At 72.9% G+C, this 17,125-nt stretch carries 15 protein-coding genes; 10 read left to right on the forward strand and 5 right to left on the reverse strand.

The features are described 5' to 3' along the window. Positions 1-38: 38 nt before the first annotated feature. The 7 genes from ACIRG9_RS03280 to ACIRG9_RS03310 all read left to right on the forward strand — a co-directional run bounded on the left by ACIRG9_RS03280 (position 39) and on the right by ACIRG9_RS03310 (position 6,612). On the forward strand, positions 39-536 hold the full coding sequence (locus ACIRG9_RS03280; protein WP_402849383.1) for a hypothetical protein: 498 nt from the start codon (positions 39-41) through the stop codon (positions 534-536). Positions 537-662: 126 nt separating this feature from the next. Then, the gene (locus ACIRG9_RS03285; RefSeq protein ID WP_402849386.1) at positions 663-1,226 is read left to right on the forward strand and encodes a YceD family protein; all 564 of its coding nucleotides are present in this window, start codon (positions 663-665) and stop codon (positions 1,224-1,226) included. 5 nt (positions 1,227-1,231) lie between these two features. Beyond that, positions 1,232-1,405, forward strand: a complete 174-nt coding sequence (gene rpmF / locus ACIRG9_RS03290) for a 50S ribosomal protein L32 (protein ID WP_402849389.1) — start codon at positions 1,232-1,234, stop codon at positions 1,403-1,405. Between the two features lie 111 nt (positions 1,406-1,516). After that, entirely contained in the window at positions 1,517-2,497 is a 981-nt protein-coding gene (locus ACIRG9_RS03295; RefSeq protein WP_402849391.1) for a phosphate acyltransferase PlsX, read from the forward strand. Next, positions 2,494-3,306, forward strand: coding sequence for a ribonuclease III (gene rnc / locus ACIRG9_RS03300; protein WP_402849393.1), 813 nt, complete (start codon positions 2,494-2,496; stop codon positions 3,304-3,306). Before ACIRG9_RS03295 ends, rnc begins: the two co-directional genes overlap by 4 nt. Continuing rightward, entirely contained in the window at positions 3,299-4,156 is an 858-nt protein-coding gene (mutM, locus tag ACIRG9_RS03305) for a bifunctional DNA-formamidopyrimidine glycosylase/DNA-(apurinic or apyrimidinic site) lyase (RefSeq protein WP_402849396.1), read from the forward strand. The genes rnc and mutM overlap by 8 nt, the downstream gene beginning before the upstream one ends. A gap of 236 nt (positions 4,157-4,392) precedes the next feature. Then, entirely contained in the window at positions 4,393-6,612 is a 2,220-nt protein-coding gene (locus tag ACIRG9_RS03310; protein WP_402849399.1) for an MMPL family transporter, read from the forward strand. 220 nt (positions 6,613-6,832) lie between these two features. On the opposite strand, the gene ACIRG9_RS03315 is transcribed toward ACIRG9_RS03310, so the two are convergent. Continuing rightward, positions 6,833-7,702: an endo alpha-1,4 polygalactosaminidase gene (locus tag ACIRG9_RS03315; RefSeq protein ID WP_402849402.1), complete on the reverse strand. Its 870-nt coding sequence runs from the start codon at positions 7,700-7,702 to the stop codon at positions 6,833-6,835. A gap of 171 nt (positions 7,703-7,873) precedes the next feature. Next, positions 7,874-9,085, reverse strand: a complete 1,212-nt coding sequence (locus ACIRG9_RS03320) for a CAP domain-containing protein (RefSeq protein ID WP_402849404.1) — start codon at positions 9,083-9,085, stop codon at positions 7,874-7,876. 371 nt (positions 9,086-9,456) lie between these two features. On the opposite strand from ACIRG9_RS03320, the gene ACIRG9_RS03325 reads away from it, so the two are divergent. The 3 genes from ACIRG9_RS03325 to ACIRG9_RS03335 all read left to right on the forward strand — a co-directional run bounded on the left by ACIRG9_RS03325 (position 9,457) and on the right by ACIRG9_RS03335 (position 14,189). After that, positions 9,457-9,651, forward strand: coding sequence for a hypothetical protein (locus ACIRG9_RS03325; protein ID WP_007456482.1), 195 nt, complete (start codon positions 9,457-9,459; stop codon positions 9,649-9,651). A gap of 324 nt (positions 9,652-9,975) precedes the next feature. Then, positions 9,976-13,575, forward strand: a complete 3,600-nt coding sequence (smc, locus tag ACIRG9_RS03330) for a chromosome segregation protein SMC (RefSeq protein WP_402849407.1) — start codon at positions 9,976-9,978, stop codon at positions 13,573-13,575. Then, positions 13,572-14,189, forward strand: a complete 618-nt coding sequence (locus ACIRG9_RS03335; protein WP_402849409.1) for an HAD family hydrolase — start codon at positions 13,572-13,574, stop codon at positions 14,187-14,189. Before smc ends, ACIRG9_RS03335 begins: the two co-directional genes overlap by 4 nt. 66 nt (positions 14,190-14,255) lie before the next feature. Here ACIRG9_RS03335 and ACIRG9_RS03340 read toward each other — a convergent pair whose 3' ends face one another. The 3 genes from ACIRG9_RS03340 to ACIRG9_RS03350 form a co-directional block, all read right to left on the reverse strand. Next, positions 14,256-14,786, reverse strand: a complete 531-nt coding sequence (locus ACIRG9_RS03340; RefSeq protein ID WP_402849412.1) for a DinB family protein — start codon at positions 14,784-14,786, stop codon at positions 14,256-14,258. A 65-nt stretch (positions 14,787-14,851) separates the two neighbouring features. Continuing rightward, the gene (locus ACIRG9_RS03345; RefSeq protein WP_402849414.1) at positions 14,852-15,343 is read right to left on the reverse strand and encodes a universal stress protein; all 492 of its coding nucleotides are present in this window, start codon (positions 15,341-15,343) and stop codon (positions 14,852-14,854) included. Between the two features lie 52 nt (positions 15,344-15,395). Beyond that, positions 15,396-17,018: an MDR family MFS transporter gene (locus tag ACIRG9_RS03350; protein WP_402849416.1), complete on the reverse strand. Its 1,623-nt coding sequence runs from the start codon at positions 17,016-17,018 to the stop codon at positions 15,396-15,398. Positions 17,019-17,125 lie beyond the last annotated feature (107 nt).

Below are 17,125 nucleotides of genomic sequence, written 5' to 3' on the forward strand. Positions count from 1 at the left end.
ATGTAGGTCGGCCGACGAACGACAGGAGTGAGGTACCGGTGGACCCGCTCGATCGCATCGACGAACTGATCGCCATGGTGGAGCAGGCCCGCTCCGTCCCGATGTCGCGCAACAACTGCATGGTCGACCGCGGTGAGATGATCGCCACTCTCGACGAGCTGCGCGCGGAGCTTCCCGCCGACCTGCGCCGGGCCGCCGCGCTGCTGGAGGAGCGGGACAAGATCATGGAGGCCGGCAAGCGCGAGGCCGACCGGATCATCAGCGAGGGTGAGGCGGAACACGCCCGCCTGGTCTCGGTGAACGAGATCACGGTCTCCGCCGAGCACGAGGGCGCCCGGATCATCGCCGAGGCCCGCGCCGAGGCGCAGCGCCTCCGGGACGAGGTGGACGACTACGTCGACACCGCGCTGGCCAACTTCGAGCAGTTCCTCACCCGGGCGCTCGCCTCGATCGAGCGCGGCCGGGACAAGATGCACGCGCTGCGCGAGATCGGCACCTTCGCCGGTGACGAGGCCGACCGGCCGCTACCCTTCTGAGCGGCCCCCGGGCCGGCGGCCGACAGCCGGCACCCGACGGGCCGGGCGAGCGACGCCCCGGTTCGACGGTTCGCCCCTCGCCCAGGTAACCTTCTTTGTCGGCCACTCACCGGCCGGAGTCTGACTATGCCCAAACACTCGTCTTCCTCACTCAACCCCAGGTCGCCGCTGGTCCTCGACACGAGGGAACTGCCGCGTCGGCCTGGCGCGTTGCGTCCGGTCAAGCGGGTCGCGCCGGCACCGGAGGACCTCGGCGTGGAGTTGATCGGCGTGCCGGTGGGCGCGGATCTCGACCTCGACCTGAGGTTGGAGTCGGTGTCCGAGGGCGTGCTCGTCTCCGGGACCGTCACCGGCCCCGTCAAGGGCGAGTGCGGTCGCTGCCTGCGCGAGATCGACGACTCGGTTGCCGTGCGGATCCAGGAGCTGTACGCGTACGAGAACAGCACCACGGACGACACGACGGACGAGGACGAGGTAGGCCGGATGCAGGGCGATCTGATCGACCTGGAGCCGGTGCTGCGGGACGCGGTGGTGCTCGCGCTGCCGACGAACCCGCTCTGCCGGGAGGACTGCCCAGGCTTGTGCCCCGACTGTGGGGTGCAGTGGGACGATCTGCCGGCCGATCACAGCCATCAGCAGATCGACCCGCGTTGGGCGGGCCTGTCGCAACTGACCCGTACAGAGGAGTAAGAACCGTGGCCGTCCCCAAGCGCAAGATGTCGCGCAGCAACACCCGGGCCCGTCGGGCGCAGTGGAAGACCGCGGCGGTCGCGACCGTGGCCTGCCCGCAGTGCAAGTCGGCCAAGCTGCCGCACACCGCCTGCTCCGTCTGCGGCACCTACAACGGCCGCCAGGTCCTCGAGGTCTGACCTGGTAGCCGAGTGACGTCCCCGACCACTGGTCGGGTGGCGCGCACACCCTGGCTCTCGCCCGGTGTCCCGGCTCCCTCCAGCGCTGGCCGATTCCCGGCCGGCGCCCCGATGGAGCCGGGCACCGCGCGGATCGCCGTCGACCTCCTCGGCGGGGACGATGCTCCCGCCGTCGTGGTTGACGGCGCTCTGCGGGCGGTGCGTACCGACCCTGACCTACACCTGCTGCTCGTCGGACCGACCGAGGTCGCCGGCGGGCTGATCGGTGCGCTCGACCCGGAGCAACGCGCCCGGGTCACGGTCCGCCCGGTGCGGACCGCCGTCGGCATGGCCGACCATCCCACCGCCGCGCGCACGGAGAGCACCGTCCACGCGGCCGTCGCCGCCGTCCGTGACGGGCTCGCCGACGCGATCGTTTCCGCCGGCTCGACCGGCGCCACCGTCACCGCCGCCGCGCTCGGCCTCGGCCGGTGGACCGGCATCCGCCGCCCGGCCCTGGTGGCCACCCTGCCCGCCGTCGCCGGCCCGGTGGTGCTGCTGGACGTCGGCGGCACCCTGGAGTCTGGCCCGGCCACCCTCACCCGGCACGCCGTGCTCGGCACCGCGTACGCCGCCGTGGCGCACGCCGTCGCCGCGCCCCGGGTCGGCCTGCTCTCCGTCGGCACCGAGGCGGGCAAGGGCGACCGGCTGCGCCGCGCCGCCGACCCCGCCCTCGCTGCCGTGCCGTTGCCCTGCGGCGGCCGCTACGTGGGCCTCGTGGAGGGGTTCGACATCTCCCTCGGCGCGCGCGCCGATGTCGTGGTCACCGACGGGTTCACCGGTAACGTCCTGCTCAAGGCCATCGAGGGCGCGTACGCGATGGCCGGCGGACCGCCGGCGAGCGGCGGTGCCCCGCGCGCCGCGGCCCTGCTCGGCGTGGCCGGCACGGTGGTCGTCTGCCACGGGGCGGCCCGGCCCGACGACGTCGCCTCCGGCATCGCCCTCGCCGCCCACCTGTGGCGGCGTGGCGCCACCGACACCGTCTCCACCCTGCTCGACGGTGTCCCGCACGATCCCGCACCTGACCGCAACGACACCGAGGTAGCACCATGACCAACGACAAGCGGCGGCGTGCTCCCGTCGGCCACCTGGAGGCGGCCTTCGGGGTGTCGCTCGAGCCGGAACTGCTGGAGCGCGCCCTCACCCACCGCTCCTACGCGTACGAGAACGGTGGCCTGCCCACCAACGAGCGGCTGGAGTTCCTGGGCGACTCGGTCCTCGGCGTGGTGATCACCACGGCGCTGTTCCACAACCATCCGGACCTGCCCGAGGGGCAGCTCGCCAAGCTGCGCGCCAGCGTGGTCAACATGCGCGCCCTCGCCGAGGTGGCGCGCGGCCTCGGTCCGGACGGGCTGGGCGCGTACCTGCTGCTGGGCAAGGGGGAGGAGACCACCGGCGGCCGGGACAAGGCCAGCATCCTGGCCGACACCCTGGAGGCGCTGCTCGGCGCGATCTACCTCCAGTACGGCCTGGACACCGCGGCCGTCGTGATCCATCGCCTCTTCGACCCGCTGATGGCCGAGTCGGCCGGCCGGGGCGCCGCGCTGGACTGGAAGACCAGCCTCCAGGAGTTGACCGCCGCGCTCGGGCTGGGCGTCCCGGAATACCGCATCGAGGGCACCGGCCCGGATCACCTCAAGACCTTCACCGCCTGGGTGGTGGTGGCCGGCAACCGGTACGGCGGCGCCGAGGGGCGCAGCAAGAAGGAGGCGGAGCAGCGGGCCGCCGAGTCGGCCTGGCGGATGCTGACCGAGCAGGCCGAGCGGGAGCAGGGCACGCCAACGGGGGATGCCGCCGCGGCGGGCGACGCCGGCAGCGGATCCACGGCCGACCCGGCCGGAGCGGGTGCTGGCCGTGCCTGAGCTGCCCGAGGTCGAGACGGTCCGGCAGGGCCTGGCCGAGTGGGTCATCGGCCGGACGATCAGCTCCGTCGAGGTGCGTCACCCCCGGGCCGTACGCCGGCACCAGCCGGGCGGGGAGCACTTCGCCGACGTGCTGGCCGGGCGGACCGTCACCGACGTGCGGCGCCGGGGCAAGTACCTGTGGCTGCCGCTGGACAGCGGGGACGCCCTCGTCGGGCATCTCGGCATGTCCGGCCAACTGCTGCTGCAACCGGTCGGGGCGGCCGACGAGCTGCACCTGCGGGTCCGGTTCCGGTTCACCGACGACGGCCTGGAGTTGCGCTTCGTCGACCAGCGCACGTTTGGCGGGCTGTCGGTGTCCGAGGGCGGGGCGGAACTGCCGCAGGAGATCGCGCACATCGCCCGGGATCCGATGGACCCGGAGTTCTCCGACGCCGACTTCGTGGCTGCGTTGCGACGGCGGCGTACCGAGGTCAAGCGGGCGTTGCTGGACCAGACCCTGGTTTCCGGGATCGGCAACATCTACGCCGACGAGGCGCTGTGGCGGGCGAAGCTGCACGGCGTCCGGCCGACCGACGCGCTCACCGGACCGGCTGTCGGCCGGTTGCTCGGGCACGTCCGGGACGTGCTCGCCGAGGCGATCAAGCAGGGCGGCACCAGCTTCGACGAGCTGTACGTCGACGTCAACGGCGAGAGCGGCTACTTCGACCGGTCGCTCAACGCGTACGGCCGAGAGGGGGAACCCTGTGGGCGGTGCGGTGCGCCGATCCGTCGTGAGGCGTTCATGAACCGTTCGTCGTACAGCTGTCCACGCTGCCAACCCCGTCCCCGGGGCGCTCTCCGGGGATGACCCGGAGCAGCCTCGGGGTTGCGCCGGTGTGCCACTCCGGGCGGCTTGCGGCGCGTTCCCCCGGACGTGCCCTGAAAATCCCCTTTTGTACGCTTGGTTGAGCCGTTTCGGGCCGACCGGCCGGGACCGGACGGCTCGGGGACGAGCCGGGGCCGTTCCCGGATGTCCGGGCGTCTCCCGCTTCCTAGCGTCAGCACCGTCGGCACGGGGCCGACGTGTGGAGGGGGAACCCGGGTATGGGCAGGCGACCGGTGACGGTGCGATTGGCGCGGTGGAGTGCGGAGCATCCGTGGCGGGCCATCGCACTGTGGGTGGTGTTCGTGGCGGTGTGCTTCGTCGGGGGCAACGCCGCGGGCCTGAACGAGGCGAGCTCCGCCGACGAGTCGATCGGTGAGGTGGGACGGTCCGAGGCGATCGTCGACCGTGGCGGCTTCCACGAGCCGGCGACCGAGAACGTGTTGATCACGTCCCGCTCGGGGACCCTCGACCAGGCGGCGGCCAAGGCCGCCGCCGACGACGCGGCGGACCGGCTGCGGCAGGTCGTCGGGGTCGCCTCGGTGGGCACCCCGATGCCGTCCCGGGACGGCAGCGCGCTGCTGCTGCCGGTCACCATGTCCGGCGAGCCGGAGACCGCGTCGGACCGGGTACAGCCGCTGCAGGACGCCACCGCCAAGGTGCAGGAGGCGCATCCGGCGCTACGGATCGAGGAGGTCGGTGGCCCCTCGATCAACAAGGCGCTCGACGACACGCTCGGGAAGGACTTCCAGCGGGCGGAGCTGCTCAGCCTGCCGGTCACCCTGGCCATCCTGATCATCGCGTTCGGCGCGCTGATCGCGGCCGGCGTGCCGGTGCTGCTCGCGCTCTCCTCGGTGGCCGCGGCGATGGGTCTCTCCACCCTGGCCTCGCACCTGGTGCCGGCCAACGACACCACGGCCAGCGTGATCCTGCTGATCGGCATGGCAGTCGGCGTCGACTACTCACTGTTCTACGTCCGCCGGGAGCGTGAGGAACGGGCGAAGGGGCGGTCCGGACTCGACGCCGTGGAGATCGCCGCGGAGACCTCCGGGCACGCCGTGGTGGTCTCCGGAACCGCCGTGATCATTTCGATGGCCGGGCTGCTGCTCGCCCAGGACGCCATCTTCTCCTCGCTGGCCGTGGGCTCGATCCTGGTGGTCGCGGTCGCGGTGATCGGCTCGCTGACCGTGCTGCCGGCGCTGCTCGCCAAGCTCGGCCGCTGGGTCGACCGGCCCCGGGTGCCGCTGCTGTGGCGGCTCACCGCCCCGCGTGTCGGCCGGCACGGCCAGCCGGCCCGGCCCCGGTTCTGGCCGGCCGTGCTGAGGCCCGCGCTGCGGGCGCCGCGGACCACCCTGGTCGTCTCGGTCGGGCTGCTGCTCGCCCTGGCCGCCCCGGCGCTGGGCATGAAGATGAAGTTCCCCGGCATGGAGGACGTGCCGCGCACCACGCCGGTCATGCAGGCGTACGACCGGCTCACCGCCGCCTTCCCGAGCAACGGCACCAGTCACACCGTGGCGGTGCGGGCACCGGCCGAGCAGGCCGACCGGGTGCACGCGGCGCTGACCGACCTGGCCGGGCGGGCCGCCGCCGACCCGATCTTCGCGCCGGCCGAGGGGGACGGCGCGAAGATCGAGGTCTCGGCCGACCACCGGGTGTCCGTGCTGGAGGTCGCCACCCCGCACGCCAGCCGCACCGACGAGGCCACCCGCTCGCTGCACAAGCTGCGCGAGGACCTGGCACCGGCCGCGCTGCGCGGCATCCCCGGGATCGAGTACGCGATCGGCGGCGCCGTGGCCGCCAACGAGGACTACGCCCAGCACATCCGGGACAGGCTGCCGATCGTGGTGGCCTTCGTGCTGGCGCTGACCTTCCTGGTGATGGCCTGGACGTTCCGGTCGGTGGTGGTGGCACTCACCTCGATCCTGTTGAACCTGCTCTCCGCCGGGGCCGCGTACGGCCTGCTGGTGCTGGTCTTCCAGGGTGACTGGGCGGCCGGGCCACTGGGCTTCACCTCGATGGACGCGATCGTCACCTGGCTGCCGCTGTTCCTGTTCGTGGTGCTCTTCGGGCTCTCCATGGACTACCACGTCTTCGTGGTCAGCCGGATCCGCGAGGGCGTCCTCGGCGGCCTGCCCAACCGGGACGCGGTGGCGTACGGGATCACCTCGTCGGCGGGCGTGGTGACCAGCGCGGCGATCGTCATGGTCGGGGTCTTCTCGATCTTCGCGACGCTGAGCACCATCGACATGAAGCAGCTCGGCATCGGGCTGGCCGCGGCGATCCTGCTGGACGCCACGATCATCCGGGCCGTGGTCCTGCCGTCCCTGATGACCCTGCTGGGCGACGCCAACTGGTGGGCCCCCCGCTTCCTGCGGGCCCGACCGGCCACCCCACCCGCCGACCCACCCACCCCCACCCCGGAACTGGTCGGCGCCCACTGATCTGCTGACACTTCCGGAGGGTCGGGCCGCGGCGGCGGCCCGACCCTCCGCCCGCCTCCCCTCCCTCCCCTCCCTCCCCCTCCCCTCCCCACCCCGGCGCCCTGGTTGATCATGAAGTTAGCGCCTTTCGCGTCGGCGTGTCGCGCCAGCAACCTCATGATCAACGCCGATGGGGGGTGGGGTGGGGTGGGTGGGGAGGCGGTGGGGCGGGTGGGGTGGGTCAGGGGAGGGGGCAGGGGGTGCGCCAGGCGTCCAGTTTGCGGTCCTTGAGGATCGAGGCGAAGCCGTAGCCGACGGTGGTGACGCAGAAGGCGGTCGGGTCGCCGGTGTATTCCACGTGGAAGACCGGCTTGTGCGCGTCGGCGAAGGGCAGCAGCTTGCCGCACTCCCGCCGGCGTACGCACTCCTGGTTGACGGCGAAGTCGAAGTCGGGGGCGAGCGCGGCCACCTGCGGCACGTCGTCGACCAGCCCGGGCGAGAGGTCTAGCCGGCGGGCCAGGGCGGCCGCCCGGCGGTTGAACACCAGCTGGTCGTCGAAGTCGAGCGGGAAACCGGTGAGCTGCTGGTAACCGTCGGCGTCGTCGACCGCCACCGCGCCGAAGCCCTTACCCCGGCACAGCCGGAACCGGTCGGCGAGTACCGGCTCCAGCGTGGCCCACCGGCGTACGTCCAGCCACTGGCTGCCCGGCCGGCCCGGCACCGCCGCGCCGAGTACGTCGGCCGGGAAGCGGCTGGCGTCCGGGTCGGTGGACGCGTACGTCCCGACGCGCACCTGGCAGACGAGCCTGCGGTTCCGGTCTCTCAGCCCGGCGGTCTCGGCGGAGGTGGTGCCGACCGGGTCGAGCAGGAACACGTCGGCGTCGACCGTGACGTCCACCGGGCCGGTGAGCTGCCACTGCCACTGCCATTGGTGGACCCGGTCGGCCGGCCACCGGGTGGGTGCCCCGGGCGGGACGATCGGGGTGTGGCAGCCGGCCAGCGGGGCGAGCAGCAGCACCGTCACCAGTGCCGCCGCGCCGCGGTGCAGCCCGCGTGGCAGGACGCGGACCGACCGGCCGCGCGGGGCGGGCCACGCCGGCCGCATCCGCATCGACAGCTCCCGGGTCGCGGGGCGGCACGTCGCCGCCCCTGCCGGTACGCCGAGCCGACCCGGGATGCCGGCCGTGCCGGCACGGCGGGACGAACCCTGGCGTATCTCACCCGGTCAAACGAGCGCGGACCCGGTCACGACGCGGTAGCGGCCCGCCGCCGGGGTGTCCGCTCAGCGTGGGGTGCCGAAGTCCTGGGTCCAGTACGGCCCGTTGCTCCGCGCCACACCCACCCCGATCTGGGTGAATGAGCAGTTCAGGATGTTGGCCCGGTGGCCCGAGCTGTTCATCCAGGCGTCCATGACGGCGGCCGGACTCTGCTGGTTCCAGGCCACGTTCTCGCCGTACGCCCGCCAGGCGTAGCCGACCCGGTCGAGCCGCTCGCCGACGTTGCTGCCGTCGCTGCCGTCGTGCGTCATCGTCTTGTGGTCGGCCTGGTCCTGGCTGTGTCGCTGGGCGGCCAGCGTCAGCTTGTCGTTGACGGTCACCGCCTTGCAGCCGGCCTTGGCCCGTTCCGCGTTGACCAGGTCGACGACCTGCTGCAGCTCGGCGCTCAGCCCGCTGGCCGAGGTGGTCCGGGCGGTGGTGCTGCTCGGCGCGGCGGTGCGCTGCAGTTGGCGGGAGGAGGCGGTGGTCCGGTTCGACTGCGGCGTGGCGGTCCGGGTCGGACTCGGCCGGGCGCTGGACGGGGCGGCGCTGGGGGAGCCGGTCGGCGAGGCGGTGGGCGACGTGCGGGCGAGGGTGTCGCCGGAGGCGTCCGGCGCGACCGGGGCGGCGGCCGCCGCGTCGTCGGCCACGCTCGACCCGGTCTGCTGGCCGTCGCCGGGCAGCAGCAGGCCGGCCACGCCGAGGGTGGCCACCAGCGTCGCCGCGGCGGCGGCCCCGCCGATCAGCAGGGGACGCGGGAAGCGGCGTGACTGCCGGTGCCGCCCCGGCTCGTCGAACGAGCCGTCGGTGGCCGGACGCCAGGTGGACGGCTCCTGCGCCGGCCAGCCGGCGGACTGCTCGAACGGGGCGACCGCCGGCTCGAACGCCGCGTGCTCCGCTGTCCAGTCGGGGTGCCCACCGGGCTGCCACCGGTCGTCCGGGCCGTCCGCCCGCCAGCCGCCCTCTGGGGCATCGGTCCGCCAGGCGTCGCCCGGGTCGCCGGTCCGCCAGGTGTCGTCTGACGTGCCGGTCCGCCAGCCGCCGTCCGGGTCGCCGGTCCGCCAGGCCTCGGTCGCGGTGCCGGCCCAGCCGGCGTCTGCGGCCTCCGGCTCGTCCCCGAAGAGGTACGCCGAGCGCGGCTCCGGCCGGTCGGTGAGCCAGGCCGGTCCGCTGGCGGCCGGCGGCTGCGGGTGTCGGGCAGAGCCATCCGGTTCGATCGGGTCGGTCCAGCGGTACACGCCTGTCCCCTCCACGGGTCGGTTGTCGGCCAGGCTGACGCTAGGTGGTGCCGCGAGCAGCGACAACGTGGCTAAGAAAGAGTTAAGGGGAAGCCGACAGAGAGGGTGAGGTGTTCACGCATTCCAGGGCGTACAGTTATGTCGTCCGGACAGAGCGTGTCCGTGCCTCACGGCAGCCCCCGACAAGTGGACAGGTCGACGTGGAGATGATCTACGGCCTGCGGGAACTTGACGAAGGAGGGGTTTGCGGCTCAATATGTAGGTGTCGCCAGTCGCGCCCAGCCATGCCCGCATTTTGCTGGGATGGCAGCCGCGAACATGATGGGCGCGCGTTGGCCGGCCTTTCCGGCAGCGCATATCAAGGAGTCAGCATGGCGAAGGCCCTCTACGGCCACGTTGGTGCAGCGCCCGACCGGCGCCTGCTCGACGAGGTCACCCGACTGCGTGCCAGGGTTCAGGCACTGGAGTTCGAGATCACGCGCTTGCGCGCCGACAATGATCGGCTGGCGGCGGCAGCGGCGGAGGCTGATGACCTCCTCCGGCTGGCCGAGCCCGCGCTGACCTGATCTCCGGTTTGTCGGAAAACTGAATCGCACCACCCGAAAACGCGCGCCGACACCCCCACGTGCCGGCGCGCCGCTTTGTGCGTACGCCTTTGTTTTCGGGTCGGATCTTCAGATCACGTGAGCGCGAAATTGCGCGGTGGCAACCGGGCCGCGAATAGGATCTTGTGGTTTTCCGCACTCTTCCCGGGGCGCGCCGAAACCGGACACGACGGGCCCCGCGGTGGGTCGCATGCCGTGGTCACCCCGCCCCCGGGTTAGTCTGCGGGTCTACCAGGTCCGCGCAGCCGGCGACGGTACGGCGGCCACCGGACGAGGATCGAGAAGGTGCATCTCAAGAGCCTGACGGTGAAGGGCTTCAAGTCTTTCGCCTCCGCGACGACGCTGAAGCTGGAGCCGGGGATCACCTGCGTGGTCGGCCCGAACGGCTCCGGCAAGTCCAACGTCGTCGACGCCATCGCCTGGGTGCTCGGCGAGCAGGGGGCCAAGGCGCTGCGCGGCGGCAAGATGGAGGACGTCATCTTCGCCGGCACCGCCGGGCGGGCGCCGCTGGGCCGGGCCGAGGTCACCCTCACCATCGACAACACCGACGGCGCGCTGCCGATCGAGTACACCGAGGTCTCCATCACCCGCCGGATGTTCCGCTCCGGCGAGAGCGAGTACGAGATCAACGGCGACACCTGCCGGCTGCTGGACATCCAGGAGTTGCTGTCGGACTCCGGCATCGGCCGGGAGATGCACATCATCGTCGGCCAGGGCCGGCTCGACGGCATGCTGCACGCCAAGCCGGAGGACCGGCGGGCGTTCATCGAGGAGGCGGCCGGCGTCCTCAAGCACCGCAAGCGCAAAGAGAAGGCGCTGCGGAAGCTCGACGCGATGCAGACCAACCTCAACCGGCTCACCGACCTCACCGCCGAGCTGCGCCGCCAGCTCAAGCCGTTGGGCCGGCAGGCCGAGGTGGCCCGCCGTGCCGCGGCCATCCAGGCCAACCTGCGCGACGCCCGGCTGCGGTTGCTCGCCGACGACCTGCACACCCTGCGGACCACGCTGGACAGGGAGATCGCCGACGAGACCGCGCTGCGCGAGCGGCGGGAACAGATCGAGGCGGAACACACCGAGGTGCAGTCCCGCCTCGGCGAACTGGAGGCCGCCCTCGCCGAGGATGCCCCGCTGCTCGCCGCCGCCCAGGACACCTGGTACAAGCTCTCCGCACTCCAGGAGCGGTTCCGGTCCATCGAGCAGCTCGCCCGGGAACGGCTGCGCCACCTCAGCGCCACCCCGGACGACGAGCGCCCCGGCCGCGACCCCGACCAGCTCGAGGCCGAGTCGCAGCGGGTCCGCGAGCAGGAGGAGGAGCTGCGTGCGGCGCTCACCGAGGATCAGATCCGGCTGGCCGAGGCGGTCGAGCACCGGCAGGAGCTGGAACGGCAGCTCGCCGCCGCCGAGCGGGAACTGGTCGCCGCCGCCAAGGCCATCGCCGACCGGCGGGAGGGGTTGGCCCGGCTGACCGGCCAGGTCAACTCGGCCCGGGCCCGGACCACCAGCGCCGGCGAGGAGATCGAACGGCTCGCCACCGCGCACGCCGACGCGCTGGCCCGGGCCGACAAGGCGCAGGCCGAGCTGGACGCGGTCGCCGAGCAGTCCACCGAGGCGGACCGGGACAACGCCGACCTGGACGCCCGGCACGCCGAGACGGTCGCCGTGCACGAGCAGGCGCAGGCGGCCGTCCGCAGCCTCGCCGACGCCGAGCGCGCCGCCGAGAAGGACGCCGCCACCTGGAAGGCCCGTGAGGAGGCGCTCGCCCTCGGCCTGCGTCGCAAGGACGGCGCCGGTGCGCTGCTGGCCCGCGCCGACCAGGTGCCGGGCCTGCTCGGCAGCCTCGCCGGGCTGCTCACCGTCGCGCCCGGCCACGAGGCGGCGCTCGCCGCCGCGCTCGGCGGGCTCGCCGACGCGGTCGCGGTCAGCGGCGTCGACGAGGCCGTCGAGGCGATGCGCCTGCTCAAGATCTCCGACGCCGGCCGGGCCGGCCTGCTGGTCGGCAGCGCCGCCGGGCCGGGCATGGACGGCCCGGCCGACGCGTTGCGCCCGAAGCTGCCCGACGGTGCCCGCTGGGCACCCGACCTGGTGGATTGCTCGGCCGAGATCCGGCCGGCGGTGTACCGGGCGCTGCGCGACGTGACGCTGGTCGACGACCTCGCCGCCGCGGCCGAGCTGGTCGCCGGAAACCCGGAGCTGCGCGCGGTCACCCCGGACGGCGACATCGTCGGGGCGTACGCGGCGGCCGGCGGGTCGGCCAAGGCGCCCAGCTTCATCGAGGTGCAGGCGGCCGTCGAGGAGGCCCGGACCAACCGGTCCGCCGCCGAGCGGAGCAGTGCCGAGCTGCGCGAGCGGCTGGTCGAGGCGCGTGCCGAGGTGGACACGGCGAAGGAGGCCGTACAGCACGCCGCCGCCGCCAAGCGTGAGGCGGAGAGCCACCGCAACGCCGCCGCCCGCCGGCTGGCCGAGCTGGGCGCTGCGGCCCGGTCGGCCAGGGCGGAGACCGACCGGCTCGGTGAGTCCCGAGCCCGCGCCGAGGCGGCCCGGGAACGTGACCTTCAGGCGCTCGCCGAGCTGGCGGAGCGGCTGCGGCTGGCCGAGGCCACACCGGTCGACGCGGAACCGTCCACCGAGGAACGCGACCAGCTCGCCGCGATGGTGCCGCAGGCCCGGCAGAACGAGATGGAGGTCCGGCTCGCGGTGCGTACCGCCGAGGAGCGGGTCTCCTCGATCGCCGGCCGGGCCGACTCGCTGGCGCGGCAGGCGAACGCCGAGCGGGCCGCGCGGGAACGCGCCGCGGCCCGCCGGGCGGCCCGCACCCGCGGCGCGGAGATCGCCCGGGCCGTGGTCGGCGGCGCCCGCGAGGCGTTGACCCGGCTCACCGTTTCCATCGCCCGGGCCGAGGAGCACCGCGACGCCGTGGCCCGCGAGCGCGCCGCCCGCGAGGCCGAGCTCTCCGAGGTACGCGGCGCAGCGAAGCGGCTCGGCGCCGAGCTGGACCGGCTGACCAGCCAGGTGCACCGGGACGAGGTGGCCCGCGCCGAGCAGCGGCTGCGCATCGAGCAGCTGGAGGCCAAGGCCGCCGAGGACTTCGGCCTCGACGTGGCGACGCTGATCGCCGAGTACGGCCCGGATCAGCTCGTCCCGCCCACCGACGCGGACGTGGCGGCGGCCGAGAAGGAGAGCATCCCGGTGCCCGAACCGGTCCGCTACGAGCGGCCGGTGCAGGAGAAGCGGGCCGCCAAGGCGGAACGGGAACTGGCCCTGCTCGGTAAGGTCAACCCGCTCGCGCTGGAGGAGTTCGCCGCGCTGGAGGAGCGTTACAAGTTCCTCTCCGAGCAGCTGGAGGACCTCAAGGCCACCCGGCGGGACCTGCTCACCGTGGTCAAGGATGTCGACGAGCGGATCCTGGAGGTCTTCGCCAGCGCGTTCGAGGACACCGCGCGGGAGTTCGAGCAGGTCTTCACCGTGCTCTTCCCCGGTGGCGAGGGACGGCTGGTGCTCACCGACCCGGAGGACCTGCTCACCACCGGCGTCGAGGTGGAGGCCCGGCCGCCGGGCAAGAAGATCAAGCGGCTGTCGCTGCTCTCCGGCGGGGAGCGGTCGCTGACCGCGGTGGCCATGCTGGTGGCGATCTTCCGTGCCCGGCCCAGCCCGTTCTACATCATGGATGAGGTGGAGGCGGCCCTCGACGACGTGAACCTGGGCCGGTTGATCACGCTGCTGGCCCAGTTGCGGGAGAAGAGCCAGCTGATCGTGATCACCCACCAGAAGCGGACCATGGAGATCGCCGACGCGCTGTACGGCGTGACGATGCGCAGCGGCGTGACCCAGGTGATCAGCCAACGGCTCAACCGGGCCGACGACGACGGGCAGGAGAAGGACGAGTGAGTCGGGAACGGGCGACCGCGCTGCTGGTGGACTTCGACGGCGTTTTGCGCCGCTGGGACCCGGCGGTGGCCGCCGGCGTCGAGCGGGAGTACGGGCTCACCGAGGGCGTCCTGGGCGAGATCGCGATGTCCTGGGGGCTGCTCCAGCCGGTGCTCACCGGGCAGGTCAGCCATGACCAGTGGATGACCAGCGTGGCCGAGGCGCTCGCCCCGTCGGTGGGCGAAGCCCGGGCCCGCGCCGCGGTCGAGGAGTGGCAGCGCTACCGCGGCGAGGTCGACCAGAACGTGCTCGCGTTCGTCCGCGAGGTGCGGGCCGCCGGCGTACGGGTCGGGCTGGGCACCAACGCCACCGACCTGCTGGACGCCGATCTGGCCGCGCTGGGCCTGACCGACGAGCTGGACGTGGTGGTCAACTCCTCGGTCGTCGGGGTGCACAAGCCGGCGAAGGAGTACTTCCAGGCGGCCTGCGAGGCGCTGGAGACCCCGCCGGCGCGGGTGCTCTTCGTCGACGACGATGACCGGGCGGTCGCCGGCGCCCGGGTGTCCGGGCTCTCCGCGCACCGCTGGACCGGCCCGGACGACCTGCGCTACCTGCGCGCCGCGCTGGCGTACTGAACCGTATCGCCGAGGTGGCGGGCTCCGGTCCGCCGGGACACCGCCACCTCACGGAGCCGGGGCAGGTCAGTCGCCGGTGACGCCGTCGATCCGTTCACGGATCAGGTCGGCGTGGCCGTTGTGCCGGGCGTACTCCTCGATCATGTGCACGTACACCCAGCGGACGTTCATCTCGTCGCCGCCGCCGTCGCGACGGCGGCGAATGAACGTCCGGTCCAGGGAGAGGTTGGCGGCGGCTTTTCGGGCCGCCTCGACCTCGGCGGCGTAGGTGGCGAAGTCGGCCTCCGGGTCGGCGTCGGCGATGTCGTCCAGGTCACCGTCAGGGCTGGCCTCGGTGCAGTAGAGGTCGTCGAGCTGCTGGCCGGCGGCCCGGATGCGGAACCACCAGCGCTCCACCTCGGCCATGTGCCGGACCAGGCCGAGCAGGGTCAGGGAGGACGGCTCGACGCTCGGGGTCTTGAGCTGCGCCGCGGTGAGGCCGGCGCATTTGAGCAGCAGGGTGTCGCGGTGGTAGTCGAGCCAGCCTTCGAGCATGGTGCGCTCGTCACCGAGGTAGGGCTCGTGCTTACGGTCGATCGTGGGTGCTGTCCAGGTCATCCGGCGATGTTAGGAGGGGCCCCCTGTACAACGCGAGGCGTTAACGAGGGGCCCTTCCTTCCGCTTCAGGGCACCACGACGACGGGCCAGCGGCCGGTGCGGACCAGCCGCGTGGCGACCGAGCCGACCAGGCGGTGCCCGGCCTGCTCGGACGATCCGACCACGACCAGGTCCGCGCGGTGCTCGTCGGCCGCCTTGCACAGCTCGGCGTACGCGTCGCCGCGCCGGCACAGGAAGGTCACCGGCAAGCCCAGTTCCTCGGCCCCGCGCCGGCATTCCTGGCGCAGTTCGGCGGCCAGCTCGTCGTGGGTCTGCTGCACCGCACCGGCTACCACACCGGAGATCATCCCGGTGTAGGGGGCCGGTGAGCTGACGAAGACCACCACCAGCCCGGCCCCCTGCCGGCGGGCCAGCCCGGCCGCGTACGCGGCGGCCCGCAGCGAGGTGCGGCTGCCGTCCACCCCGACGAGGACCACCCGGGGCCCGTCCGTGCCGCGTTCGAACGGCAGCGGACGGTGCTCCGGGCCGTACCTCTCACGCTCGACCGATGCGCTCATGCCGTCGCCTCCCTGTGGTCGCACCGACCCGGCCGGTTCGCTCGCTCAAGGGTCAGTCCTGCCCGCCGGTCGTCCGTACCGCCGCGGCCCCGCCGCCCGCGGCGACGGTCGACTCCCGCTCGACCTCGGCGGAGGTCGCGTCGCCGGTGTGCCGGCGCAGCGGCACCTCCTTGATGAGGACGACCGCGATCAGGGCGATCAGCCCGAACGGGGCGGCGGCCAGGAAGATGTCCCCGGCGCCGTGCCCGTACGCGGACTCGACCACCGTGCGGATCGGGGCGGGCAGGGTGTGCACGTCGGGCAGGGTGCCGCCGTTGCCGGCGTCGGAGGCCCGGATGCCGAGCCCGGCCAGCCCCTCTGCCAGGTAGTCCTTGACCTTGTGGCCGAGCACCGCGCCGAGGGCGCTCACGCCGATCGCGCCGCCGAGGCTGCGGAAGAACGCGACCGTCGAGCTGGCCGCGCCGAGCTCGTGCGTGCCGACGGTGTTCTGCACGGCGAGGACCAGGTTCTGCATGGTCATGCCGAGGCCGAGGCCGATCAGCGCCATGAAGATGGCGACCCGCCAGTACGGGGTGTCCGCGCGCAGCGTGCCCATCAGCGCGAAGCCGACCGTGAGCAGGGCCGAGCCGGCGACCAGGTAGCGCTTCCAGCGGCCGGTGCTGGTGATGATCCGGCCGACCACCGTGGAGGCGACCAGCAGACCGCCGATCATCGGCAGGGTCATCAGCCCGGACATGGTCGGGCTCTCGCCGCGGCTGATCTGGAAGTACTGGCCGAGGAAGACCGAGGCGCCGAACATGCCCACGCCGACCGCGATGCTGGCGACCACGGCGAGGGCGATGGTGCGGTTGCGGAACAGGCGCGGCGGGATCATCGGCTCGTCGGCCCGCTGCTCCACCCGGATGGCGAGTGCGCCGAGCAGCACCGCACCGACCACCATGACGGCGGTCTGCCAGGAGATCCACTCGTACTGGTCGCCGGCCAGGGTGACCCAGATCAGCAGCAGTGACACGGCCGCGGTGATCAGCGTGGCACCCCACCAGTCGATCTTCGCCGGGCGCCGGACCACCGGCAGGTGCAGGGTCTTCTGGAGCACGATCAGGGCGAGGATCGCGAACGGCACGCCGACGTAGAAGCACCAGCGCCAGCCGAGCCAGTCGGTGTCGACGATGACGCCACCGATCAGCGGGCCGCCGATGGTGCCGACGGCCATCACCGCGCCGAGGTAGCCGCTGTACCGGCCGCGCTCGCGCGGGGCGATCATCGTTGCCATGATCACCTGGGCGAGGGCGGTCAGGCCGCCCGCGCCGACGCCCTGCAGCACCCGGCAGGCGATCAGTTCGCCGGTGGACTGGGACTGCCCGGCCAGCACCGAGCCCAGTACGAAGATCCCGAGAGCGAGCTGGACCAGGAGCTTCTTGCTGGCCAGGTCGGCGAGCTTGCCCCAGATCGGGGTGGTCGCGGTGGTTGCCAGCAGCGTCGAGGTGACCACCCAGGTGTACGCGGACTGGCCGCCGTGCAGGTCGGTGATGATCCGCGGCAGCGCGTTGGAGACGACCGTGGAGGAGAGGATCGCGACGAACATGCCCAACAGCAGGCCGGAGAGGGCCTCCAGGATCTGCCGGTGGGTCATGCCGACGGCGGTCGCCCGGGTGGGCGCTGTCGCCTGTGTCATCGTGGAACGCCTCCGGAAGAACGAGGGGGAGTCTGACTTGGTTGCCTAAAGCAACAACCGGAGGTGGCGCAACTCTTATTCCCGGCTCAGAAGGTCTCGGTCAGCTT

This window comes from Micromonospora sp. NPDC093277 (assembly GCF_044765245.1).
Classification (GTDB): domain Bacteria; phylum Actinomycetota; class Actinomycetes; order Mycobacteriales; family Micromonosporaceae; genus Micromonospora.